The 22,452-nt window shown below is 72.3% G+C and carries 16 protein-coding genes; 4 read left to right on the top strand and 12 right to left on the bottom strand.

The window, feature by feature from the left end; all coding sequences use genetic code 11:
• Positions 1 to 45: 45 nt before the first annotated feature.
• Together ACFYMM_RS20860 and ACFYMM_RS20855 are read right to left on the bottom strand one after the other, a co-directional pair.
• Positions 46 to 531, bottom strand: a complete 486-nt coding sequence (locus ACFYMM_RS20860) for a GNAT family N-acetyltransferase (protein ID WP_388388604.1) — start codon at positions 529 to 531, stop codon at positions 46 to 48.
• A gap of 58 nt (positions 532 to 589) precedes the next feature.
• The gene (locus tag ACFYMM_RS20855) at positions 590 to 763 is read right to left on the bottom strand and encodes a hypothetical protein (RefSeq protein ID WP_106980896.1); all 174 of its coding nucleotides are present in this window, start codon (positions 761 to 763) and stop codon (positions 590 to 592) included.
• 405 nt (positions 764 to 1,168) lie between these two features.
• On the opposite strand from ACFYMM_RS20855, the gene ACFYMM_RS20850 reads away from it, so the two are divergent.
• Entirely contained in the window at positions 1,169 to 1,564 is a 396-nt protein-coding gene (locus tag ACFYMM_RS20850; RefSeq protein WP_388388601.1) for a hypothetical protein, read from the top strand.
• Between the two features lie 25 nt (positions 1,565 to 1,589).
• Positions 1,590 to 2,402, top strand: a complete 813-nt coding sequence (locus ACFYMM_RS20845; protein WP_388388599.1) for an SDR family oxidoreductase — start codon at positions 1,590 to 1,592, stop codon at positions 2,400 to 2,402.
• 9 nt (positions 2,403 to 2,411) lie between these two features.
• Here ACFYMM_RS20845 and ACFYMM_RS20840 read toward each other — a convergent pair whose 3' ends face one another.
• The 6 genes from ACFYMM_RS20840 to ACFYMM_RS20815 form a co-directional block, all read right to left on the bottom strand.
• Entirely contained in the window at positions 2,412 to 3,914 is a 1,503-nt protein-coding gene (locus ACFYMM_RS20840) for an SDR family NAD(P)-dependent oxidoreductase (protein ID WP_388388597.1), read from the bottom strand.
• A 103-nt stretch (positions 3,915 to 4,017) separates the two neighbouring features.
• Positions 4,018 to 5,349 (bottom strand): wax ester/triacylglycerol synthase family O-acyltransferase, encoded by a 1,332-nt coding sequence (locus ACFYMM_RS20835; protein WP_388388595.1) that lies wholly within the window; start codon positions 5,347 to 5,349, stop codon positions 4,018 to 4,020.
• A 146-nt stretch (positions 5,350 to 5,495) separates the two neighbouring features.
• On the bottom strand, positions 5,496 to 7,817 hold the full coding sequence (locus tag ACFYMM_RS20830; RefSeq protein WP_388388592.1) for a GH92 family glycosyl hydrolase: 2,322 nt from the start codon (positions 7,815 to 7,817) through the stop codon (positions 5,496 to 5,498).
• Positions 7,818 to 8,049: 232 nt separating this feature from the next.
• On the bottom strand, positions 8,050 to 9,270 hold the full coding sequence (glgC, locus tag ACFYMM_RS20825) for a glucose-1-phosphate adenylyltransferase (protein WP_388388590.1): 1,221 nt from the start codon (positions 9,268 to 9,270) through the stop codon (positions 8,050 to 8,052).
• Positions 9,271 to 9,330: 60 nt separating this feature from the next.
• Entirely contained in the window at positions 9,331 to 10,527 is a 1,197-nt protein-coding gene (gene glgA / locus ACFYMM_RS20820) for a glycogen synthase (protein ID WP_388388588.1), read from the bottom strand.
• A 40-nt stretch (positions 10,528 to 10,567) separates the two neighbouring features.
• The gene (locus ACFYMM_RS20815; protein ID WP_388388585.1) at positions 10,568 to 11,317 is read right to left on the bottom strand and encodes a (2Fe-2S)-binding protein; all 750 of its coding nucleotides are present in this window, start codon (positions 11,315 to 11,317) and stop codon (positions 10,568 to 10,570) included.
• Between the two features lie 228 nt (positions 11,318 to 11,545).
• Here ACFYMM_RS20815 and ACFYMM_RS20810 point away from each other — a divergent pair, with 228 nt between their 5' ends.
• Positions 11,546 to 12,718 carry a DMT family transporter gene (locus ACFYMM_RS20810; RefSeq protein WP_388388583.1) on the top strand — a complete coding sequence of 391 codons (1,173 nt, stop codon included), beginning with the start codon at positions 11,546 to 11,548 and terminating at the stop codon, positions 12,716 to 12,718.
• Here ACFYMM_RS20810 and ACFYMM_RS20805 read toward each other — a convergent pair.
• On the bottom strand, positions 12,708 to 13,943 hold the full coding sequence (locus ACFYMM_RS20805; RefSeq protein WP_388388580.1) for a transglycosylase family protein: 1,236 nt from the start codon (positions 13,941 to 13,943) through the stop codon (positions 12,708 to 12,710). The two genes, ACFYMM_RS20810 and ACFYMM_RS20805, sit on opposite strands and share 11 nt — an antisense overlap.
• A 274-nt stretch (positions 13,944 to 14,217) precedes the next feature.
• On the opposite strand from ACFYMM_RS20805, the gene gndA reads away from it, so the two are divergent.
• Positions 14,218 to 15,657 (top strand): NADP-dependent phosphogluconate dehydrogenase, encoded by a 1,440-nt coding sequence (gndA, locus tag ACFYMM_RS20800; RefSeq protein ID WP_388388578.1) that lies wholly within the window; start codon positions 14,218 to 14,220, stop codon positions 15,655 to 15,657.
• Between the two features lie 744 nt (positions 15,658 to 16,401).
• Here the strand turns inward: gndA and ACFYMM_RS20795 are convergent.
• From ACFYMM_RS20795 to ACFYMM_RS20785, 3 genes are all read right to left on the bottom strand, one after another.
• On the bottom strand, positions 16,402 to 16,749 hold the full coding sequence (locus ACFYMM_RS20795) for a GNAT family N-acetyltransferase (protein ID WP_388388576.1): 348 nt from the start codon (positions 16,747 to 16,749) through the stop codon (positions 16,402 to 16,404).
• 33 nt (positions 16,750 to 16,782) lie between these two features.
• Positions 16,783 to 17,205 carry an aspartate 1-decarboxylase gene (panD, locus tag ACFYMM_RS20790; protein WP_388388574.1) on the bottom strand — a complete coding sequence of 141 codons (423 nt, stop codon included), beginning with the start codon at positions 17,203 to 17,205 and terminating at the stop codon, positions 16,783 to 16,785.
• A gap of 385 nt (positions 17,206 to 17,590) precedes the next feature.
• Positions 17,591 to 22,147, bottom strand: a complete 4,557-nt coding sequence (locus ACFYMM_RS20785) for a sacsin N-terminal ATP-binding-like domain-containing protein (protein ID WP_388388572.1) — start codon at positions 22,145 to 22,147, stop codon at positions 17,591 to 17,593.
• Between the last annotated feature and the right edge of the window lie 305 nt (positions 22,148 to 22,452).

Below are 22,452 nucleotides of genomic sequence, written 5' to 3'. Positions count from 1 at the left end.
ACGCACCGGACGCCGCTCCTTGACGGGCAAACCCCTGCCGCGGCACTAGGTCAGCGACTTGTACATGATGTGCAGTCCCACGCGGCCGTGCCGGGGGTGGTCGTAGGCCTCGGGGACCGTGCCGAGGACGGTGAAGCCGAGGGAGGTCCACAGGCCCACGGCCGGGTTGGTCTCGACGACGGCGTTGAAGACCATGGCGCTGAAACCGTGGGCCCTGGCCTCGGCGAGGACGTGCTCGGCGAGGGCCCGGCCGATGCCCCGGCCCCCCTGGCCGGGGTCGACCATGAACCCGGCGTTGGCCACGTGGGCGGCGGGGCCGCCGTAGTTGGGCGTCAGATAGGCGGAGCCGACCACGGCGCCGCTGGGGTCCTCGGCCACGTAGACCCGTTTGGCCGGGTTCATCCACAGCGCGCGGGCCGCCTCCTCGGAGGTGTCCGGGTCCCAGGTGTAGGTGTCGGCGGCGGCGACGATCCGGTGCCAGAAAGGCCAGATGCGTGACCAGTCGTCGGCCACGGCTTCCCTGATCAGCATGGGCGTGAGTGTCGCACGCCCATGCCGTCGGCGATCGCGACGGGCCCGGCCGGCGGGGTCAGTCCACGCTCGGCAGGATGTGGGGTTCGGCGAGGTCGTCCTCGTAACCGGCCAGGCGGATGGGGGCCGACCGGGCCCACACGTCCAGGCTGCCGAGCTCCCCGGGCCTGCGGCCCGCGCGCTCCGTGCGTTCCTTGGGGCGCTGTTCGCGATTCGTCTTCTCCGGTGTCACCGCGCACTCCTTATGTGTCGGGTCACCCTCGGGGCATACCGGACAGTCTGCGCTCCGGTGCTCAACGCCCGCTCAGGTCTGGGTGGAAAGCCAGTCGGGCGCGGTGGCGCCGGTACCTCGTGTCAGAGCAGGCCGATGTGCACCGGCTCACCCCAGGACGGACCATGGGTGTGGGTGGGACCCCGTGGAGCTGTCCGTCCGCTATAGGTTAACCAAATGAGCGGGCGTCCGCTCGATAGGGAGTGCAAACAACCTGTAACTATCGCGAGACAGCCCGCACGCGCGCGACACCGCCGCGCCGCCGCCGGCACCCCTGTGACGCCGTTCAAGTGCCGTTGGCCCGGCCGCAAGCTCGTCATGATCTGCTGACCTGAGACGACGGCTGTCTCGCGGAAGGACTGACGCATGGAGCTGCGCAGCGTCGAGGAGCTGATGGATCTGCTGTCCGCCGGCCAGTACCAGCACGCGCTGCGGACCGCCGCCCTGCTGCGCCGTGGCCGCCCCGCCGACAAGGAACTCCAGGTGGCGGGTCTGGTGCACGGCATCGGGCCGGTGCTCTGCCCCGGTGACGAGGCCGGGCGGGCCGAGAGCGCCGCCGAGGCGGTGCGGCCGCTGCTCGGGGAGCGGGTGTTCCTGCTGGTGCGCGGCGAGGGCGGTCCCACCGACGACGATCTGCTGCGCCTGCGCCAGGCGCGCGAGGAGAGCCGGACGGCCGTCTTCGACGCCGGCGTACTGGAGGACTGGCGCACCGTGCTGGAGCTGCTGGTGGCCCGCAACTCCCGCCTGGGGGCTGTCGACTGACGGTCCGTCATGAGACGGTACGGCGATGACGTCGTCGTACGGACTCAGCGGCAGGGCGGCACTCGTCACCGGTGGGACGCGCGGGATCGGGCGCGCCGTCGCCGAGGGGCTCGCGGCGGCCGGTGCGCTGGTGTGCGTGACCGGGCGGGACGCGGCCGAGGTGCGCCGCACGGCTGCCGGGCTGGGCGGGATCGGGCTGGCCGGGGACGTGGCCGGGCCGGGGCACGCGGAAGCGGTGACGGAGCTGGTGCTGGCCGAGTTCGGGCGGCTCGACCTGCTCGTCAACAACGCGGCGACCAACCAGCCCTACGGCCCGCTGACGGAGGTCGACGCGGACGCGTGGCGGCGGGCGTTCGCGGTGAACGTGGAGGCTCCGCTGCGGCTGGTGCAGTGCGCCTGGCGGGCCTGGATGCGGGAGCACGGCGGCTCGGTGGTCAACGTGTGCACCGAGGGCGCCGCGCATGTCGGCCCGCACGTCGGGGCCTACGGCACCAGCAAGGCCGCCCTGCTCCACCTCACCCGGCAGCTGGCGGGCGAGCTGGCGCCAGGGGTACGGGTGAACTCCGTCTCCCCCGGGCTGGTCCGCACCGAGATGGCCCGGTTCGTGTGGGAGCCGGGTGAGGCGGAGGTGGCCGCCGGCCTGCCGCTCGGCCGGATCGGCGAGCCGGACGACGTGGCGCGGGCGGTGCTGTGGCTGGCCTCGGACGCCGCCCGGTGGATCACCGGCGCCGACCTCCTGGTGGACGGCGGCACCCGGGTGCGGGCGGCGTCCACGGCGGGCGCGTACGCGGTGCACGACCGGCTGCGCGGACACCGTGCGGCGGCCGGGGACCCCTGAGTCAGGGCGTCACCACTTGCCCGGCGCGTAGTCCTTCAGGAACACGCCGTACAGGTCCTCGCCGTGCTCGCCGCGCACGATCGGGTCGTAGACGCGGGCCGCGCCGTCGACCAGGTCGAGGGGGGCGTGGAAGCCCTCCTCGGCGAGGCGCAGCTTGTCGTAGTGGGGGCGTTCGTCGGTGATCCAGCCGGTGTCGACCGAGGTCATCAGGATGCGGTCGGTCTGGAACATCTCCTGGCCGCTGGTCCGGGTCACCATGTTCATCGCGGCCTTGGCGGCGTTGGTGTTCGGGTGGCCCGCGCCCTTGTAGCCGCGGCCGAAGACGCCTTCCATCGCGGAGACGTTCACGACGTACGCGCGTCCGCTCGCCGCCTTCCGGGCGGCCTCGGCCATGGCCCCGCGCAACTTGCTGATCAGGATGAACGGCGCCGTGTAGTTGCACAGCTGGGTCTCGAGGAGTTCCACCGGGGAGATCTGCTCGATCGTCTGCACCCAGGTGTTGGTGTCGACGACGTCGGGGACCAGGCCGCCCGCGTCGATGGCGGTGCCGTCGAGATGCCGGGCGACGCTGGCGTTGCCCGCGACCAGGGCGAGGTCCGCGACCTGCTGGGCGTCGATGCCGCTGACGCCGACGGGCAGCGCGGCCGGGCCGCCGAGATCACCGACGGCGCCCGAGTCGAAGGCCCCGATGACGTGGTGGGCGGGCAGCTCGCCGGCGGGCAGCGGGGCGCTCTCGCCCTCGACCAGGGCGGCATAGGCGGAGGGCAGGCGGCGTACGGTCTGGGTCGCGTTGTTGATGAGGATGTCGAGCGGTCCCGCCGCGGCGACCTGGTCGGCGAGGGCCACGGCCTGGCCCGGGTCGCGCAGGTCGATGCCGACGACCTCCAGGAGGTGCATCCAGTCCGCCGAGTCGTCCATCGCGCTGAAACGGCGGATGGCGTCCTTGGGGAAGCGGGTGGTGATCGTGGTGTGGGCGCCGTCGCGCAGCAGGCGCAGGGCGATGTACATGCCGATCTTGGCCCGGCCGCCGGTGAGCAGGGCGCGCTTGCCGGTGAGGTCGGCGCGGGCGTCGCGCTTGGCGCGGTTCACGGCGGCGCAGTCCGGGCAGAGCTGGTGGTAGAAGTAGTCGACCTCCACGTACCGGGTCTTGCAGGTGTAGCAGGAGCGCGGGCGCTGGAGTATCCCCGCGATCCGGCCCTTCTCGGTCCGCGAGGAGGGCAGGATGCCCTCGGTCTCGTCGTCGATGCGTTCGGCGGAGCCGGTGGCGGTGGCCTCGGTGACCGCCTTGTCGTGGGCGGTCTTGGCGGCCCGGCGTTCCTGGCGGCGGCGCTGCTTGACGCTGCGGTAGATGCCCGCGGTGGCGCGGCGCACGGCGATCGCGTCCGGGTGGTCGACGTCGAGCCGGTCGAGTTCGTCCAGCACGCCGAGGCACACGGCGAGCCGCTCGGGGTCGATCCCGGGTCCGTAGACCACCTCGTCCATGGACGCCGAGCCGTCCTGTGTCACCGTCATCGCGCTGCCGCTTCCCTGGTCGCCCGCGCGGCGCTCCGACTCGCGCCCGCTTTCGAACGGGGCATTCTACGGAGCGCGCGGCCCCGCCGCCAAAACCGTCCCGTCAGGCCTCGCAGGCGGCGAGCAGCGTCCGCACCTCGTCGGTCACCGCCCGGGCGAGCAGATCGAGGTCGGGCACGGCCCGCGCGTCGGCGATCAGCCCGTAGTGGACGCGGCCGCGGTAGGTGGAGACCGCCACCGCCAGGGACTGGCCGGGGGCGAGCGGGGCGAGCGGGTAGACCTCGGCCAGCTGGTGGCCGCCGAGCCGCAGGCCGAGCCCGGGCAGGGGCACGCTGGTGACCAGGATGTCGAACCAGAGCCGGGCGGCCTGGGCGACCAGCGGGCCGCCGAGCCGGTGGCCGAGGGCGGGCACGTGGTCGGCGAGCAGGGCCACGGCACCGGCGCCCCGGTTGGGGCCCGCGTCCTTGTTCCGGATCATCGCGGCGCGGACGGTGCCGAGGCGGCTGAGCGGGTCGGGGTCGCAGACCGGGAGCCGTATCAGGTAGCCGGAGAGCCGGTTGCCCTGGGGGTGGGCGGTGCGCGGGCGGCGCCGCGAGACGGGGATCAGGGCGCGCGGGGCCACCCCCTCGCTGCCGTCGCCGCGTTCGTCGAGCCACCGGCGCAGGGCGCCCGCGACGACGGCGATGAGGACGTCGTTGACGGTGCCGCCGACGGCCTTGCGGACCTTGTGCACGTCGTCGATGTCGAGCACCACGCCCGCGGTGCGGCGGGTGCCGCTGGGCTCGGCGGCCAGCGCGCCGGTGGAGCGCATGCCGAGGGTGGACAGGGCGACGGAGGCGCCGATGTCGAGGGCGCGGCCGACGTCGGACAGGGCGCCCCTGACCAGTTCGGGCACCCGGCGCACGTCGGGCAGCATGCCGCGCGGCGGCTCGACGGGGCGTGAGGCGCGGTCGGGAAGGTCCACGGGGTCGAGGACGCCGGCGGCGAGCTTCAGGGCCCGCAGGCCGTCGGCGAGGGCATGGTGGAACTTGAACAGCACGGCGAAGGAGACGCCGTCCTCGCCGGGCAGGACGTGCGCCTCCCACGGCGGCCGGCCGCGTTCCAGCGGGCGTTCCATCAGCCGGCCCGCGACCGCGTGGAAGTCGTCGGTCGGGGCGTGCAGCCGTACGTGGTGGAGCGGGTCGAAATCGGGGTCGGCCTCGCGGGCGGCGCCGCCGAACGCGGCCGGGCGGGCCAGCGGGTGCCAGGTGTCCCTGATGCGCATGCGCAGTCCCGGTACGGCGGCGGCGCGGGCGGCGAGCAGGTCGGCGGCGTGGGCCCCGGCGGTGGGCGAGTGCGCGGAGAAGACTCCCAGCGCGCCGAGGTGCATCGGGTGCCGGTCGGACTCGATGTTCCAGAAGGCCAGGTCGAGGGGAGCGAGCGGATCAGAAGTCAAGGGCTTGCCTCGCGTCGACGATGGGGTGTGACCAGCAGTCAATCCCCGACAAACGATTACGGTCAAGTACGATCAGGCTACGCTCAGTTAACAGCAGATTAAGTCCCGCCCCTCCGAAAGGGGCGGGACTCAGGAGACGCCTGAGGTCACCTCAGCGCGGGCGGGGCCGCGGCGGGTGACGTACCCCACTCCGACGGGCGCGGGCCGACCGTGAACGCGAGCGAGCGCAGGGAGCGCAGCGCACCCGTCGTCAGATAGGTCCGGTCGTGCGGCCGTCCGTCGGTGTGGACGGCCTGGACGTAGCGGTCGGCGTCCGAGGTGCCGGGCGCGGTGACCGTCAGCCGGCCGCCCGGCCAGTAGCGGCGGTCCAGGGTGAGCTCGACGCGGTCGAAGACGGGGGTGGTCAGGCCCCAGGTGTCGTAGCCGGGCTGGACCGGGAAGAGACCGATGGACGACAGCACGTTCCAGGCGGACATGGTGCCGAGGTCGTCGTTGCCGGTCATGCCGGTCGGCCCGTCGGTGAACAGGGTCAGCGCCGCGTGCACCACGTCCGTGGTCTTCCAGGGCTGCCCGGTGGACAGATAGGTGTACGGGGCGATCAGGTCCGGCTCGTTCTGCGGGTTGTACTTGTCGGCGTTGTAGTAGGCGTACGGATCGCCGTGCACCCACACCTCGCGCGCGGTGCGGGCCGGGTCGGCCAGCAGCCGGTCGTAGGCGAAGAACGCGTCGAGGCGGCTGTTGGCCGCCTTCTCCCCGCCGATCAGCCCCACCATGCCCGGCAGGTCCTGCGGGACCAGCCACTGGTACTGCCAGGCGGTGCCCTCGTGGAAGCCGATGCCGCGCGCGGGGTCGGGCGAGCCGGTGAAGGCGCCGGAGCCGTCCCGGGCGCGGAAGAAGCCGGTCGAGGGGTCGAAGACGTTGCGGTAGCTGCGGGACCGGGCGGCGTAGCGGGCGGCGTCCGCCTCGTGCCCGAGGCCGCGCGCCATCTGGGCGAGCATCGCGTCCGCGAGGGCGTACTCCAGCGTGACGGAGGCGCCGTGGTCGAAGTCGGAGTCGCCCATCTTGGTGTGCGGGTGGTCGGTGGCGTACGGCGCGAACCCGTGTGCGAGGTACTCGGCGTTCGCCTCGCGCCCGATACCGGGGTAGTCGGGGGGCGGCACACCGTCGGCGTTCTTCCTCAGCGCCCGGTAGGCCCGCTCCTCGTGGCCGCGCAGCAGGCCCATCTGGTAGGCGGTGGTGAGGAACGGGGTGACCGGGTCACCGGACATGACGTTCGTCTCGATGGTTCCGTAGCCCCATTTCGGCAGCCAGCCGCCGTCCTCGTCGACCCTGATCACCGACAGGGCCATGTCCCGGGCCTCGCGCGGGGCGAGCAGGGCGAGCAACTGGGCCTGGGTGCGGTAGGTGTCCCACAGCGACCAGTTCTGGTAGTAGGTGAAGCCCTGGGCGCGGTGGATCCGCCGGTCCCAGCCGGTGTAGCGGCCGTCGGCGTCGCTGCCGATGTTGGGCGCGAGGAACGATCGGTACAGCGACGAGTAGAACGTGGTCCGCAGGGTGCTGCCGCCGCCCCGCACCCGCACCGCGCCCAGCCGCCGCTCCCACTCCTCCCGTGCGAGGCGGTGTACGGCGTCGAAGGACCGGCCGCCCTCGGCGCGCAGGTTGGCCGCTGCGCCGCGGGCGTCGACGTAGGACAGGGCGGTGGTCGCCTCGACGGTGCGGTCCCGGGTGGTGTCGAAGCGGACGTAGGCACCGCCGTGCCCGCTGCGGGAGCCGGCGGTGACCGTGCCGCCGTCCCAGGTGCCGTACGCGGTGAAGGGCCGGTTGAACCGGGTGATCGTGTAGACGGTGTACGGGCCGGTGTCCCGGCAGAAGCCGTGGCCGGTGATGGTGGTGCGCACGGTGTGGTCGTCGAGGATCTCGACCGAGCTGCCGGCCGGCTTGTGCAGCGACTGGGCCGCGTTCAGCAGCACGTTGGCCCGGTCGGTGGCGGGGAAGGTGTAGCGCTGCACGCCGGTGCGCCGGGTGGCGGTCAGTTCGGCGCGGATGCCGGAGTCGAGGCCGACGCGGTAGTAGCCGGGGCTCGCCTCCTCGTCGGCGTGCGAGAACCCGGCCGCGTACCGGGCGTAGTCGGTCTGGGTGACCTCGCCGGTGGTGGGCAGGACGGGCAGGTCGCCGCCGATGCGGCAGCCGACGCCCGAGAGGTGGACCAGCGAGAAGCCGCGGATGCGGTGCTGCGTGTAGTCGTAGCCGGTGCTGTGGCCGGTGTCCGGGGAGAGTTGCACCATGCCGAAGGGCAGGGCCGCGCCGGGGAAGGTGTTGCCCTCGTTCTGGGTCCCGATGAACGGGTTGACCAGGGGGCCGAGGTGGCCGTCGGTCGGCTCGGCGGCCCGTGCGTGCGGAGCGGCCAGCAGCGCGGACGCCACCATCGCTCCGGCCAGGCACAACCGCGTGCGCCGGGTCCCTCTCATGTCGGATGACCTCCGAAGTTCGACATCGTTGTCTGCATCGTGAAGGTCAGGAGACGGGAACCCGGGCATCCCGGGCGGATCACACGCGTCGCGTCGCACGAGAACAAGGGAGCGGACGGCACCCTCAACGGGTGAACGGGCAGCCCTGAGCGGCCGAACCGGGCCGCGGGCGGCCCCCGTTCGGCAACACGGCCGGGACCCGCGACTGCCGGGATGATGCGAACGGCAGGGCCTACGACACCCGCGTGCCCTTGCCCAGCGCTATCACTCCGCCCTTGGAGACGGTGTACAGCTCCGAGTCCCGCTCCGGGTTGACGCCGATGGTCGCGCCGGGCGGCACCTCTACGTTCTTGTCGAGGACGGCGCCGCGCACGACCGCCCCCCGGCCGATGCGGACGTTGTCGTGCAGCACCGAGCCCTGCACCACCGCTCCGGGGTCGACCCGCACGCCCGGGGAGAGCACCGAGCGGGTGACCTGACCGCGGATCAGACAGCCCGCGCTGATGATGGACTCGCTCGCCATGCCGCCGGCGTTGAAGCGGGCCGGGGAGAGCTGGCCGGAGTGGGTGTAGACGGGCCACTGGCGGTTGTAGAGGTTGAAGGCGGGGCGCTCGGCTATCAGGTCCATGTGGGCGTCGTAGTAGGCGTCGAGGGTGCCGACGTCCCGCCAGTACCCCTTGTCCCGGGTGGTCTCGCCGGGCACGTGGTTGTCGCTGAAGTCGTACAGCTGCGCCTCGCCCCGGGCGGTGAGCTGGGGCAGTATCGAGCCGCCCATGTCGTGCACGGAGTGCTCGTCCTCGGCGTCCCGCTGGAGGGCCTCGATCAGGGCCTTGGTGGTGAAGACGTAGTTGCCCATGGAGGCGAAGACGGACTCCGGGTCGTCCGCGAGGCCGGGCGGGTCGGCGGGCTTCTCCAGGAAGCGTTCGACGCCAAGGCCGTCCGAGGCGGGGGTGATCACCCCGAAGGAGGAAGATTCCGAGCGCGGCACGCGGATGCCGGCCACCGTGACGCCCGCGCCGCCCTCGATGTGCTGTCGGACCATCTGGCGCGGGTCCATGCGGTAGACGTGGTCGGCGCCGAACACCGCGACGTACTCGGGCTGTTCGTCGTGGACGAGGTTGAGCGACTGCAGGATCGCGTCCGCGCTGCCCAGGTACCAGCGCGGGCCGAGCCGCTGCTGGGCCGGGACGGGGGTGACGTAGTTGCCGAGCAGGCTGGACATCCGCCAGGTGGTGGTGATGTGCCGGTCCAGCGAGTGCGACTTGTACTGGGTCAGCACGCAGATCCGCAGGACGTCCCCGTTGACCAGGTTGGACAGGACGAAGTCGACGAGGCGGTAGGTGCCGCCGAAGGTGACCGCCGGCTTGGCGCGGTCGGCGGTCAGCGGCATCAGCCGTTTGCCCTCCCCGCCCGCCAGGACGATCCCGAGCACCGAAGGTCCACCACGACGCATGGCCGCTCCCCTCACCTTGGTCACCCTGGTGACTCCAAGGCTGCCCCCGGGCAGCCCGGACTAAGCCTGCTTGAGGATCTCCTCGTACAGCCGCACCGTGCGCCGGGCCACCGTGTCCCAGCCGAACTCGCCCACCGCCCGCTCCCGTCCGGCCGCGCCCATCCGCCGGGCGGCCCCGGGGTCCGCGAGGACGGAGTCCAGCGCCCGGGCGAGGCCCGCCTCGAAGGCGGCGCCCGCGTCGGCGTCGGCGCCCGTGCCGTCCCCGTCGCGGGTGTCGTGCGTATCGACCAGCAGGCCCGTGACGCCGTCCTCGACGACCTCGGGGATCCCGCCGACCCGGGACGCCACCACCGGGGTGCCGCAGGCCATCGCCTCCAGGTTGACGATCCCGAGGGGCTCGTACACCGACGGGCACACGAACACGGCCGCGTGGGTGAGGAGCTGGATGACGTCGGCGCGCGGCAGCATCTGCGGGATCCAGTGCACGCCCGCGCGGAACCGGCTCAGCTCGCCGAACAGGTCGCGGAACTCCCGGTCGATCTCCGGGGTGTCGGGGGCGCCGGCGCACAGCACCACCTGGACGGCGGGGTCGATGTCGCGGACGGCCCGCAGCAGGTGGGGCACGCCCTTCTGCCGGGTGATACGGCCGACGAACAGCACGTAGGGGCGCGCGGGGTCGACCCCGAGGCGGGTGACGACGTCGGTGCCGTGGTCCGGCCGGTACAGGGCGGTGTCGATGCCGTTGTGCACCACGTGGACGCTCGCCGGGTCCAGCGCCGGGTAGCAGCGGAGGATGTCCTCGCGCATCGCCCCGGAGACGGCGATCACGGCGTCGGCGGCCTCGACGGCGGTGCGCTCCGACCAGCCGGACAGCGCGTACCCGCCGCCGAGCTGCTCGGCCTTCCAGGGGCGCAACGGCTCCAGTGAGTGGGCGGTCACCACGTGCGGGACGCCGTGGAGGAGTTTGGCCAGGTGGCCGGCGAGGTTGGCGTACCAGGTGTGGGAGTGGACGAGTTCACGGCCGGCGAGCGCGGCGGCCATGGACAGGTCCACGGAGAAGGTGCGCAGCGCGTCGTTGGAGCCGTCCAGCACCGACCAGGGCCGGTGGCGTACGACGCCGGCCCCGCGCCCTTCGCCCCAGCAGTGCACCTCCAGATCGACCAGGGGTGTCAACTCCCGTGCCAGGAACTCGACATGGACACCCGCGCCGCCGTACACGTCCGGGGGGAACTCCCGGGTCAGCAGTCCCACACGCACCCGTAACCCCCTGGGCTCACACGGCAGGTCCCCTTCATGGTCACCCAGATGCGGCGCGCGGGGAAGAGCGCGGTGGTCGTGGGAAGCAACAGTCCGCGCACACCCCGCCGCCGGGGACGCGGTAGTAGAGACAGCAGCTGCGCCGCCGGAAGGCGAGTCCGGCGCGGGTGCCGGTGGTGCGCAGGAGGGGGTGGGCGAAGAGTTCGGCGGTCCGGGCCCGGGCCCGTTCGGCCACCTCGGTACGGCGATTGACGCGGGCCCAGCGGTCGAGTTCCCGGGCGGTGGCGGCGAGCGCGGAGGCCGCGTTGCCCCGCAGCAGGCCGGCCGCGATGCCGTAACGGGCCCTCAGGGACTCCCCCAGGGGTTCGAGATGGCCGTGCAGGACGGCGTCGGCCAGGGTGCGGGCGCCGGCGGGCGGTCGCCGTACCTCGGTCAGCCACAGGTCGTCGGGGGCGGTGGCGTCGGGGTCCCAGCGCAGCAGGCCGGGGTCGAGGTCGGGGAGGCGGCCGTGCAGGGCGGCGCAGCCCAGGGCCACCGACCAGAGCCGGGCCGCGAGGGCCTGGTGGGCGACGGACGCGGCAACTCGCGGCTCCGGGGCGCCGATCCGGTCCGCGACCGTCCGCACCCGGGCGGCCAGCGGGTGTCCGTGGGCGTCCGGTGCCACGGGGGCGTAGGCCTGCGCGAGCGTCGGCAGACGGCCGGGGCACGGCCCGTCGGCGGCCGTGGCCGTGCGCAGGACGAAGAAGCCGCCGAGCGGGCGGAGCGCGTCGAATTCTCGGTCGGGGTCCACGAGAAATACTGGTACCAGGCCTGGGAGCGGCTGGAGTCGGGGGGTCTCCACCCTCCGGCACCCCTCTTGGGTATGAGCGGGCCCCCGGTGTACTCCATCGGGAGTAGGAGCCATTGCGTGCTCAGGGACGACGACGGGAACAGCCCGGGCGGGCAGAGTGTTGCCCATGGAAGCCGACCGTACGCCGCGCCGGGCCAAGGGCCCCCGCCTCACGCAGTGGAGACGCTGATGAGCGCCCTCGCGTTGTCCGTGCTGCTGTCGTTCGTCTCGGCCGTCGCCTACGCCGGCGGGGCGATCGTGCAGGAGCAGGTCGCGGCTTCTTCCCCCGGCGAGCAGTACGCGCCGCTGCGCAGGCCGAGTTGGTGGGCGGCGCTGGCGCTGAACGGCCTCGGGGGCGTGCTGCACGTGGTGGCGCTCGCCTACGGCCCGCTCAGCCTGGTGCAGCCGCTGGGCGCGCTGACCATCGTGTTCGCGCTGCCGATGGCCGCCCTGTTCGTGGGCCGCAGGGCCGGGGCGGCCGCCTGGCGCGGCGCGATCATGGCGACCGTGGGCCTCGCCGGCCTGCTGTCCCTGGTCGGCTCCTCCGACTCCCTCTCCCTGGACACGGCCGGGCAGATGGCCCTCGCCCTGGTCACCGGCGCGGCGGTGGCGGCGCTGATGATCGCCGGCCGCGCCGCGCACCGGCACCCGGCGGTGCGCAGCATGCTGCTCGCCACCGCCTCCGGCATAGCCTTCGGCATGTCCTCGGTGTTCACCAAGACCGTCACGGTCGACTGGGCCGGCGGGGTGTCCCTCGGCGACCTGCCCGACCTGGCCGTGATAGGCGTCTTCGCCGTCGCCGGCGTCCTGCTGTCGCAGGCCTCCTACCGGGGCGGCGGTCTGGCCGCGCCGCTGGCCACGCTGACCGTGGTGAACCCGGTGCTGGCCGCGGCGGTCGGCATCACGATGTTCGACGAGAGCTTCCGCTACGGCGGCACGGGCACCGCGCTCGCCCTCAGCTGCGGTGTGGTCGCGGCGGGCGGTCTGATCCTGCTGACCACGGAGCGGCTGGAGAACACCCCGCACGCCGCCGGCGCTCAGCCGGTCACCGAGGAGCCACCGGCCGGGCTGCCGGCCGACACGCTCCTGGAGAGGACGGTCCTGCGGGAGGCGGCCCTGGAGGAGATCCCGCACGAGCCGAAACCGACCGCCGGCCCCGCCATGACCGCGGACCCCGGCCTGGCCGCCGAGAGCGGCTCGGCCGGGTCCGGGTCCGGATCCGGGTCCGCCGGTGAGAACCCGCCGCCGGCCCCGTCGTACGGCCTCCCGGCCGCCTGGTTCAGCCCGTTCTACGCGGGCGTCGTGGACATGCCGGTGCCCACGCGGCACCGGCACCGGCAGCGCCCTCGGGTCAGATCCTGACGCCGCCGGCCCGGAGATAGACGACCGGGTCGATGTCCGTACCGAAATCCGGCCCCGTCCGCACCTCGAAGTGCAGATGCGGGCCCGTGACGTTTCCGGTGGCGCCGGAGCGGCCTATGCGTTGTCCCGTGGACACCGTCTGCCCCGCCCGCACCGAGATGGCCGACAGGTGGGCGTACTGGGTGTAGCGGCCGTCGGCGTGCCGGATGACGACCTGGTAGCCGAAGTAGCCGCCCCAGCCGGCGGTGACCACCTGCCCGGTCTCGACCGCCTTGACCGAGGTACCGGTGGGTACAGGGAAGTCGACGCCCGTGTGGTAGCCCTTCGACCAGTGCGAGCCGGCCACGCGGTAGCCGGTGCCGAGGGGGCCGTCCACGGGGGCGACGAGTGAACGACCGGGCGTCTCGTGGGGTGTCTTGTGGGGCGAGGGCGAGGTACGGGGTGGGGTGTGGGGTGCTTTGCGGGGTGTCGTCCGGGTCGTCCCGGTGGACGACTCCTTGGCCGTGGTGTGGGCCGCGGGCGCCCGGCGGGCGGTCAGGCTGAGCCGCTGTCCCGGCAGGATCAGGTCGGGGTCGGAGCCGATCGTCGTGCGGTTGCCCTCGTACAGCCGCTGCCAGCCGCCCGGGAGGTGGTGGTCGTCGGCGATCCCGGAGAGCGTGTCGCCGTGCACCACGGTGTACATCTCGACCTTGCCGGCCCGGGACTGGGGCGTGGTCTGCGGCTGGACGTCCCGTACGGAGGTCCGCACGGCCTTCTCGGACGGGGCGGACCTGGCGGCCCTGGCGGACTCGCCGGCCGACGCGGGGCGGCCGGCGGAGCCGGCGGGGTGGACGCCGGGGCCGCCGCCGTCCCGGCCGAGTCCGGCGCCGGCCGAGCACACCGGCCAGGCACCGGGGCCCTGTCCGTAGAGGACCTTCTCGGCGACGGCGATCTGCTGGTCCCTGGTGGCCAGGTCGGCGCGCGGCGCGTACCGGGCGCCGCCGTAGGCCTCCCAGGTGGACTGGGTGAACTGCAGGCCGCCGTAGAAGCCGTTGCCCGTGTTGATGCTCCAGTCGCCGCTGGACTCGCAGGCGGCGACCTTGTTCCAGGTGGAGACGTCGGCCGCGTCGGCGGTGCCGACGGCGACGAGCGGGATCGCGAGGCCGGCGCCGCTCGCCGTGACAGTGAGTGAGGCGCGGTTGATCCTGTTCGGCTGATACCGGCGGTGCCGGCCGCGTACGGCCATGTCTCAAGCCCCTTCGCCCTGCGTCAGGAGCCGCAAAAGTAAGCGCCGCGAACAGGCCATGACAAGGCGGCAATCGGCCTCGTCGTCACTCCAAGTGGCCGGGAACCGGCCTTCCGTTGGCCGGATCGACCGGCGCCGGGGTGAGGCGGCGACGCCTTCCGTGCGTACTCAAGCCTGGCGGGTCGGATGTGCGCTCGCCGTAGCGGCACGTCAGGATGGGCGAAGGACGATACTGACGGGGCTGTACTCACGAGCCAGTTAGGGAGCAGGCGGTATGAGCGCTTCAGCGCAGATCGGTGTCACGGGCCTCGCGGTCATGGGCCGCAACCTCGCCCGCAACTTCGCGCGCAACGGCTACACGGTCGCGGTGCACAACCGGACGGCGTCGCGTACGCACGCCCTGGTGGAGGAGTTCGGGACCGAGGGCGACTTCGTCGCGGCCGAGACCGCCAAGGAGTTCGTGGCGGCGCTCGAGCGCCCGCGGCGACTGGTCATCATGGTCAAGGCCGGCGACCCGACGGACGCCGTGATCGAGGAGTTCGCGCCGCTCCTGGAGCCCGGCGACATGATCATCGACGGCGGCAACGCGCACTTCGCGGACACCCGCCGCCGGGAGAAGGCACTGCGTGAGCAGGGCATCCACTTCGTCGGCATGGGCGTCTCCGGCGGCGAGGAGGGCGCGCTGCACGGCCCGAGCATCATGCCGGGCGGCCCGAAGGAGTCGTACGACTCGCTCGGCCCGATGCTGGAGAAGATCTCGGCGAAGGCGGCGGACGGCGCGCCCTGTGTGACGCACGTCGGTCCGGACGGCGCCGGACACTTCGTGAAGATGGTGCACAACGGCATCGAGTACGCCGACATGCAGCTGATCGGCGAGGCGTACCAGTTGCTGCGCGATGTCGCCGGGTACTCCCCCGCGCAGATCGCGGACATCTTCCGCACCTGGAACACGGGCCGGCTGGATTCCTACCTGATCGAGATCACGGCCGAGGTGCTGTCGCACGTCGACGCGGCGACGGGCAAGCCGTTCGTGGACGTCGTGGTGGACCAGGCCGAGCAGAAGGGCACCGGCCGCTGGACCGTCCAGATCGCGCTCGACCTCGGCGTCCCGGTCTCCGGGATCGCGGAGGCGGTGTTCGCCCGCTCCCAGTCCGGTCACGCCGCACTGCGGGAGGCCTCGCGGGGCCTGGCCGGACCGAAGCCGGCCGCGCTGAGCGGGTCGGAGGCCGGGGCCTTCGCGGACCGCGTGGAACAGGCGCTGTACGCCTCGAAGATCGTGTCGTACACGCAGGGCTTCCACGAGATCGCGGCGGGCAGCGAGGAGTACGACTGGAACATCGACCTCGGTGCGGTGTCCTCGATCTGGCGCGGCGGCTGCATCATCCGCGCGGCGTTCCTGGACCGTATCCGGGCCGCGTACGACGCCCGCGCGGACCTGCCCAGCCTGCTGTCGGACGAGACGTTCGCCCAGGAGATCGCCGAGGCCCAGGACGACTGGCGCGAGGTCCTCGTCGCGGCCACCCGCCAGGGCGTGGCCACTCCCGGCTTCGCCGCGGCCCTCGCCTACTACGACGCCCTGCGCGCGGAGCGCCTCCCGGCCGCGCTGACCCAGGGCCAGCGGGACTTCTTCGGCGCGCACACGTACCGCCGCGTCGACCGGGACGGCTCGTTCCACACCCTGTGGGGCGGTGACCGGGCGGAGGTAGAGGCGTAGGCAGGCCTCTCGGCCGCAAGGGGCGGACGGGCTGACTGCCGTCCGCCCCTTGCCGTGTGCGGCTCGCGGCCCCTCGTCCGGGGACCGGTACTCAGCTGAGCGGAGGACCCGGCTCCGGGTTGGGTACCGGCTCCGGGCCGGGCGGCACCGGTGACGGGGACGGCTCCGGCGGGCCCGGCTGCGGCGCTGGGTACGGATCCGGTGACGGAGGCGGGCCGGGATCGGGCCCCGGCGGGGGCGGCGTGGGTTCCGGCCCCGGACCGGGGGGCGTGGGTTCCGGCCCCGGACCGGGAGGCGTGGGCTGCGGGCCCGGACCGGGAGGCGTGGGCTGCGGGCCCGGACCGGGAGGCGTGGGCTGCGGGCCCGGACCGGGAGGCGTGGGCTGCGGGCCCGGGGGTGGTTCGGGGGGCGGGACCGGGCTCGGGTACGGGTCCGGCGGACCCGGTGTCGTGGGGTCCTGGTACGGGTTGCTCATCGTGTCCTCCGGCCAGTCGCGGAACGTCGGCTCTGGACTACTCCCCCGCCTACCCGAGGGCCGCCCGGCCACTCACCCGTGGGCGGCGGTGCGGGGGCCCGGGTGGGCGGCGGAGCGGCACGGGACCGACCTCGGCCGACAGGGCAGGGATCTGGACCTGGACCCGGACCTGGACCCGGGCCTGGACCCGGACCTGGACCTGGACCTGGATCTGGTGGACCTGGATCTGGACCGATCTGGATTCGGGAGCGGCGCGGCAGCCGTGGCGGTCAGAAGCGGCCGGGGTGGGCCACCAGCCAGTCCTTCGCCGCCCGGAGCAGTTCGGGAGCTGCTGCCGGGGCCTCGTCGGGGTGGCGTTCGGCCCACTTGACCACGTACGGGCACAGTGGGGCCACCGGGACGTCCTCGCGCTCGGCGACTGCGTACAGCTCGCGGGCCAGGGAGCCCGCGACGCCCTTCCCCTCGTGGTCCGGCTCCACGATCGTGTGAACCGGGACCAGGGCGCGCGCGGGCGACTCCAGCACGAAGTACTCGATCCGGCCGACGACTTCACCGCCGTCCCCGACCACCTCCAGACGGCCCGCCGCCCGGTCGTCACGGATCTCGATGTCACCCATGGTCACGCACGCTCCTGCTGATGAGTCCGTCGGTCAGACCGCCGGTACGGCGTGCGTACCGCGCTTCTGGTCCGAGCCCGGTACCGGCTCGGACGGGTCGGCGCCGAGGGCCACGATCCGGTTGTCGCGGTCGACGTGCACCACCCGCGGCCGCCACTCCCGGGCCTCGGAATCGGTGACCTGAGCGTAACTGATGATGATCACCAGGTCACCGGGATGGACGAGGTGGGCGGCTGCCCCGTTGATCCCGACGACACCGGATCCGCGCTCGCCCTCGATGACGTAGGTCTCCAGACGGGCGCCGTTGGTGATGTCGACGATGTGCACCAGTTCGCCGGGCAGCAGGTCGGCGGCGTCGAGTAGGTCGGCGTCGATGGTCACCGATCCCACGTAGTGCAGGTCGGCCTGGGTCACGGTGGCGCGGTGGATCTTGGACTTGATCAAAGTTCGCAGCACTTTGGACTCCTAGAAGACGGCTCCCCGCCAGCTTTCTGCAGGTCAGGGGCGTCCCTCACTGTACATCGGCATGCCTTCGACTCGAAGACCTCCAGGAAAATCGTGCGTTGCTGTGACCAGGCTTCCCGCCTGCGCATTTCTGCGCCAGCCAGGCTGCCGCGAGGCCACCGACCAGGCGCACGCGCGAGGAACCGTACGGGACTGATGCTGAGTGGATGCTGACTTACCTGACGTCTCATCAGGCATGTTGAGAGTCGGCGGCATTTGGCCTGCTAAGCGGTAACTGAGCACCGACACCCTCGGCCTGGTCCCGACTTGCGCCAGGTCCTCCCGCTCGGCTGCCTCGAGTTCGTAACGGGCGAGGGCTGTGCCCCCGGGAGGAAAGTCAAGAAGGCTCCGGCTCCTCCCTTGCGCCGAATTCGACGATGAGACTTCCGGACTGTTTGATCCCGGTGAGCATGACGTTTCCGTTCGGGCGGATGCGCAGTTGGTGCAGCGGATCGGGAACGAGACGCAGGACAGGATTGGAGTCTACCGCGAGTCCTGATACCACTACGAGGAAGAACTCGGCTCCCGAGACCGCTCGTTCGCATTCCTTAGCGGTGAGGGTCACCGTGTCCTGCTCGGGTCCATAGGTCGTCTTCAGCTCATAGAACCGATCGAGCGCGTCCACGGCATCGGCGCCCACGCCGTGCTGGTGCCGTAGATCGCGCAGCCACTCCGGTTCCTGCTCCGTGCCCAGAACCTTGCGCAGGAGGTCCAGAGCCACTTTCTCCTGGCGGTCGATGTTGGGGGCAGGGGGAACCAGACGTGGCGCGGGCACGGTCGGTGCGTAGGCAGGCGGGGTGAGGCGGGCTCTGACGGATGCACCTCCGCCAGCCGCGGGCACACCACCAGCGGACGGCAACGCCTGGGTGGTCCGGCGAATGCCGGTGATGCGGAGGGCTGCCGGATCGACGAATTCTCGCGGTGCCGAGACCGGGACGGCCGGGGCCAGGCGGCCAGAGACCGAGGGCAGGGGTGTCGACGCGGGCGGCCGGCCACCTGCCTTGTTCTGAGCCGTCTTGACTTCTGTCTCCAGCGCAGCAAGGCGTTGGGCACGCTTGGCATCAGTCGCCGCCTGGTCCTGCGCGACCCGCTCCTCGGCCAGCTCGAGCCGCACCGCCTCTCTTCCGCGCTCCGCCTCGTCGTAGGCGGCCGCCCAGGAGTGGGCGACCTGCCGCCGGTCCTCAGTGAAGCGAGTGGCGATGGCCCGGCCTGCCTCAGACGGTCGCCTCAACAACTCCCGGTCCACCGTCCATAGTGTGCGAGAGTCCCGGTCGAGGGCGGTACGCACCGGCCCCCGCACCGGTTCCCCACCGGGGAGGGTGACCAGACACTCCAGCGACGAGGTGATCCGCACCTCGACCTCGGCCAAGTCCTCCCACGGGCAGTCGAGGGATCCCGCGACGGCGACGGCGTTGCGCTGCAGGTCCTCGCGGAGCAGATCCAGCGCGTGACGCACGAGGTCGGTTGCTTCCTTGTCGACGGGCGCGTCCTCCGCGGGGCGGAAAGTAATGTCCGCCGCTCCCAGCTCGGTCACCCGCAGGCATCTGAGGAGCGCCGTAAACTGTTCGAGTTCCCCGCCCGGCAGCCACACCGAGATCCGCGAGCCCAGCGCCTCGGTCAACGTTGCGTCGGCCGCGTAGACCGGGCGCTTACTGGTCCATCCCCGGCTCGTGCGCAACGGCAGTCTCCCCAAGAGAGAGGCGGTCATTCTCTCTGGGTGTTCGCGGGCCGTTCGGGCAAGCATCTGCAGGGTCTGGAGCATCACGGTCTCGGCTTCGGCGTCGACCGGCGCCCGCGCGCCTCGCTCCTCCCTCGCCTCGCGGGCCACCTCCCTGACGACCCGTACTGCGTCCTCCACACCGGCCTGCGGAACCGCGAGGGTCTCCCAGAGGGCGTCACTGCCCTTGAACGACGGCGCGAAGGCGGCCCACCGGCCGAAGACCGGGAGGCCGCGGAAGCAGTCGCTCGGCCGGCGCCAGCCCAGTGACGTGAGAATCAGTCCGCGGCCCTGCCCGAAGGCACGCACGACAGTGGCGGTCACCTGTGCGGCGTCCTTGCCCCGGTGTGCGGTCAGTCGCTCGGCGAGCGCCCGGTAGAGGAGCTGTGCCGCCGGATGGTCGGGGGCTTCGGTTTCCCGGGCGCGCAGTCGGCGCAGCGCCTCCAGGAGGTCGGCGACACCCGGCTCGCCGGTGACGCCAAGAGCGACCAGCACCTCTCCTCGTCTGCCGACCGCCTGCTGGAGGTCGGGGTGCAGGAATCCGGCACTGTCCGCACCGTAGACGGCGACGGTACTGGTCGTGCGCTCGCGCAGGCCGCGGGGAGCCGCCGGTGCGCCGTCCTGGTTGTCCAGCCACGCCGTGGTCTTCAACTGCCACAGCCAGAAGCCGTCCGTCTCCCCGCAGGGGTTCCATGTGTGGTAGTCCCGGACAGCGCGGACCTTGTGGTGCTCGGACAAGGCGCCCCAGTTGCGTCCCAGCACCCGCAGCAGCGCGGCGGCCCGTCGGCGTCGTACTGGCCCGTCTTTCTCGGCGGCGATGTCATGGACGACGGCCATCAGATCAGGGCTGTCGCAGTCCTCCAGGGTGTAGGTGGCCGATTTGTTCCGTAGGTCCTGCGACCTCTCCGCAGGGCCGCCCAGGACCTGGGCCGGCAGACCCTCGCTCGGGGACGAAGCGGTGAACCGGTGCTCGATCCCGGGGTGCGGCCGCAGCCGCGGTCCCTTTTCGGCACCGAGCAGGTGGAAGAACGCTCGGGCGCCCAGGCCCGTCCCCGCCCCGGGCAGGACCTGGGCATAGCGGGGCCGCAGCCACGTCAGGCCGGTGGCGGTACCTGCGGCCGTCTCGAAGCTGTCCTCCCGGTCCACACTGTCCAACCCGGCCGGCAGGTAGGCATCCGCTGGTCTGACCTGTACGTCCTCCCTACGACCGCCGGGCCCGAACCGGCGGCCGTGCAGCAGGACGGCGCGGCCCACGTCCTTGCCCAGCCGCTGGCGCTCCTTCGCGGGGACGCGCAGAAACCCCTCGCGCAGCGCTACCAGTTGGTCGTCGTCCAGGACCAGAGGCGCGATGTCCTTTCGGGCGCCACGGGCGGCGAGCTGGCGGATGGCGGGCACCGGATCCGCGCCCGTGACGAAGACCTGCTGTTCGCTCAGCCATGCACGGACTCGGGCCGCTTCCCCGGTCTCGGCGACGAAGGTCGGGTGCAGCACGTGGCTGAGCCCGAGCACCTTCGCAAGCCCCTGCGCCTTGTCAGTGAAGAACTCCGCGGCTCCGAACCAGGGCACCTGGTGCCGTGCTCCGGAGAGGTCCACCAGCCACTTGTGCCATCGAAGCTTCTGGGTCTCGCCCTCGGCGATAGCTACGGAAGCGAGTGCGACCGTCGCCTCCGGGCTTCGGGACGCATCTCCGAGGAGCGCGTCCACAGCCATCGGGACGGTGACGGTCCCGGGCGCGGCACCGTCGTGTTCGGCCCAGTCCTCGAGCACCTCCTGCCATCGCCCCTCCATATCCCGCGCCGCCGGAGGCAATACGGCCGTGCGGCCGGCCACCTGCGCGATCTCTGCCTCCGAGAGCGCTGGCAGAAGCACCTCGTCACCAACGGCGAGGTCGGCGATTTCGAGGTCACCGTGGAGCGGCGTCCGCAGGCGCAGTTCGTACGACACCCTCGCGCGCGCAAGGGTCAGGAACCGCTGCTCCAGGTCGCGTACAGGTCCCTTGGGCGACCGGACGTTGTGCGGCAAGGGCAGGCACCGCCAGGCCGCGGTCGGGTCCAGCCGAAGCTGTCGCACCATGACGGCGGCCCAGAGGTCGGCCAACAAGGGAAGCAGCGCCTGGTTCCACGGGGTGTCGTTGAGATGCTGACGGCTCGGGTTCGGATCGAACTGGGCGCCGACCCGGAGCGGAAGTCCCAGCTCGGTCACGGGCAGTCCGACATGCACCTGCCCGGCAGCCTCGTCGCCCGCGCCCTCGTGCAGCGGGATCGCGACGGCAAGGCCGGTCGATTCACCCGCGGCCTTCCGAATCCGCGGCACGTCCGGCGGGCTCGGCACGGTGGCACGGCTAACCTGCCAGGTCATGCCGCCAGATGACCGGGCCGTGCGCACGTCGATCACGGTGTCCCGGCCGCCGATGACGGCCTCGTAGGTGTCGGGTTCGCCCCACTCCAAGGCGAGGCGGCTGTGTACGTCGCCGCCCTCCCGTTGATGCTCGACCGTGCGCACGTGGTCGAGGAAGAGCAACGCCTCGTCACCCCATGCGGCAAGCCAGTCGTCGACATCCTGCCCCCGCACATCGGCGGGGGTGGCGAGCGGGATGCGCAGGACCGTCCAACCGTCGTCGGCGAACCAGGAGGGGACCGGGAAGGGGTCGGCGAGGGACACGTCGGGGTCCCCGATCCGGACGCGGTAGAAGCCGCAGAAGATCTCCAGGACCGGGGACAGCCGCCGGAGGGTCATGAGCCCGATGCCGAACCGACCGGTGGCGTCGGGGTCGTCGTCCTTGCTCGTCAGCGACGGCATGGCTAGCGCCATCACATCGGTCAGCCGTACCGGACGCCCGTCGTGCGCTACCAGCAGCTCCGTGTCACGTACGAAAATCCTGACCTGGTTCGCCCCGAGGTCGTCGGCGTTCTGCACGATCTCGGACAGCCCCTGCAGTGGGTCGGTCGAAAGGTCCCCGCCGTTGTCTCGCTGCCGACGCAGCCCATACCGCATCTGTCCGGGCAGCTCCACGAACAGACGCCCGAGCCGCTCTACGGCCGCACATGTCGCTTCGGGCCCGACCGGTTCCACCACCTCCGCCCCGCCCGCCAGCCCCTCCCGGTTCATGAGTTCCTCGGCCGCCCAAATCGCCTGCTCCACCTCGGCCGCCGTCGACCCGCCCCGCTCAGCGGTCACCCCCGCCCCCTTGCTGTGGGATCCACGGTTACCGATCGTAGATCGTCGAGGAGGAGGAAGGGGCGGAAACGGTGGTCGGCGTGACCCCGTCGATTCCCGCGTCCGGCCGCTTCGTTGTGTCTGCCATACCAGTCCGTTCGCAGAGGTACGAGGATCATGGTTCCGCCTCAAGCTGCCCCGGGCTCGTCGTACTGAAGGCGGCAGCACAGCGTGCCGCCTACTGGGACGGCCGCTATCCCTTGGCCGTGGACTTTCGACACTCCTCCGCCACGACGACCACATCCCCTGCTGTCACGGACTGCACG

It is taken from the genome of Streptomyces sp. NPDC006739 (assembly GCF_042869815.1).
In the GTDB taxonomy this organism is placed as follows: Bacteria; Actinomycetota; Actinomycetes; order Streptomycetales; family Streptomycetaceae; genus Streptomyces.
This window is presented reverse-complemented; position numbering and strand designations above follow the sequence as displayed.

Coding starts and splice junctions, on each gene's coding strand:
- ACFYMM_RS20860 (WP_388388604.1), bottom strand. CDS start 531: ATGCTGATCAGGGAAGCCGTGGCCGACGACTGGTCACGCATCTGGCCT.
- ACFYMM_RS20850 (WP_388388601.1), top strand. CDS start 1,169: ATGGAGCTGCGCAGCGTCGAGGAGCTGATGGATCTGCTGTCCGCCGGC.
- ACFYMM_RS20845 (WP_388388599.1), top strand. CDS start 1,590: ATGACGTCGTCGTACGGACTCAGCGGCAGGGCGGCACTCGTCACCGGT.
- ACFYMM_RS20840 (WP_388388597.1), bottom strand. CDS start 3,914: ATGACGGTGACACAGGACGGCTCGGCGTCCATGGACGAGGTGGTCTAC.
- ACFYMM_RS20830 (WP_388388592.1), bottom strand. CDS start 7,817: ATGAGAGGGACCCGGCGCACGCGGTTGTGCCTGGCCGGAGCGATGGTG.
- glgC (WP_388388590.1), bottom strand. CDS start 9,270: ATGCGTCGTGGTGGACCTTCGGTGCTCGGGATCGTCCTGGCGGGCGGG.
- ACFYMM_RS20810 (WP_388388583.1), top strand. CDS start 11,546: ATGAGCGCCCTCGCGTTGTCCGTGCTGCTGTCGTTCGTCTCGGCCGTC.
- ACFYMM_RS20805 (WP_388388580.1), bottom strand. CDS start 13,943: ATGGCCGTACGCGGCCGGCACCGCCGGTATCAGCCGAACAGGATCAAC.
- gndA (WP_388388578.1), top strand. CDS start 14,218: ATGAGCGCTTCAGCGCAGATCGGTGTCACGGGCCTCGCGGTCATGGGC.
- ACFYMM_RS20795 (WP_388388576.1), bottom strand. CDS start 16,749: ATGGGTGACATCGAGATCCGTGACGACCGGGCGGCGGGCCGTCTGGAG.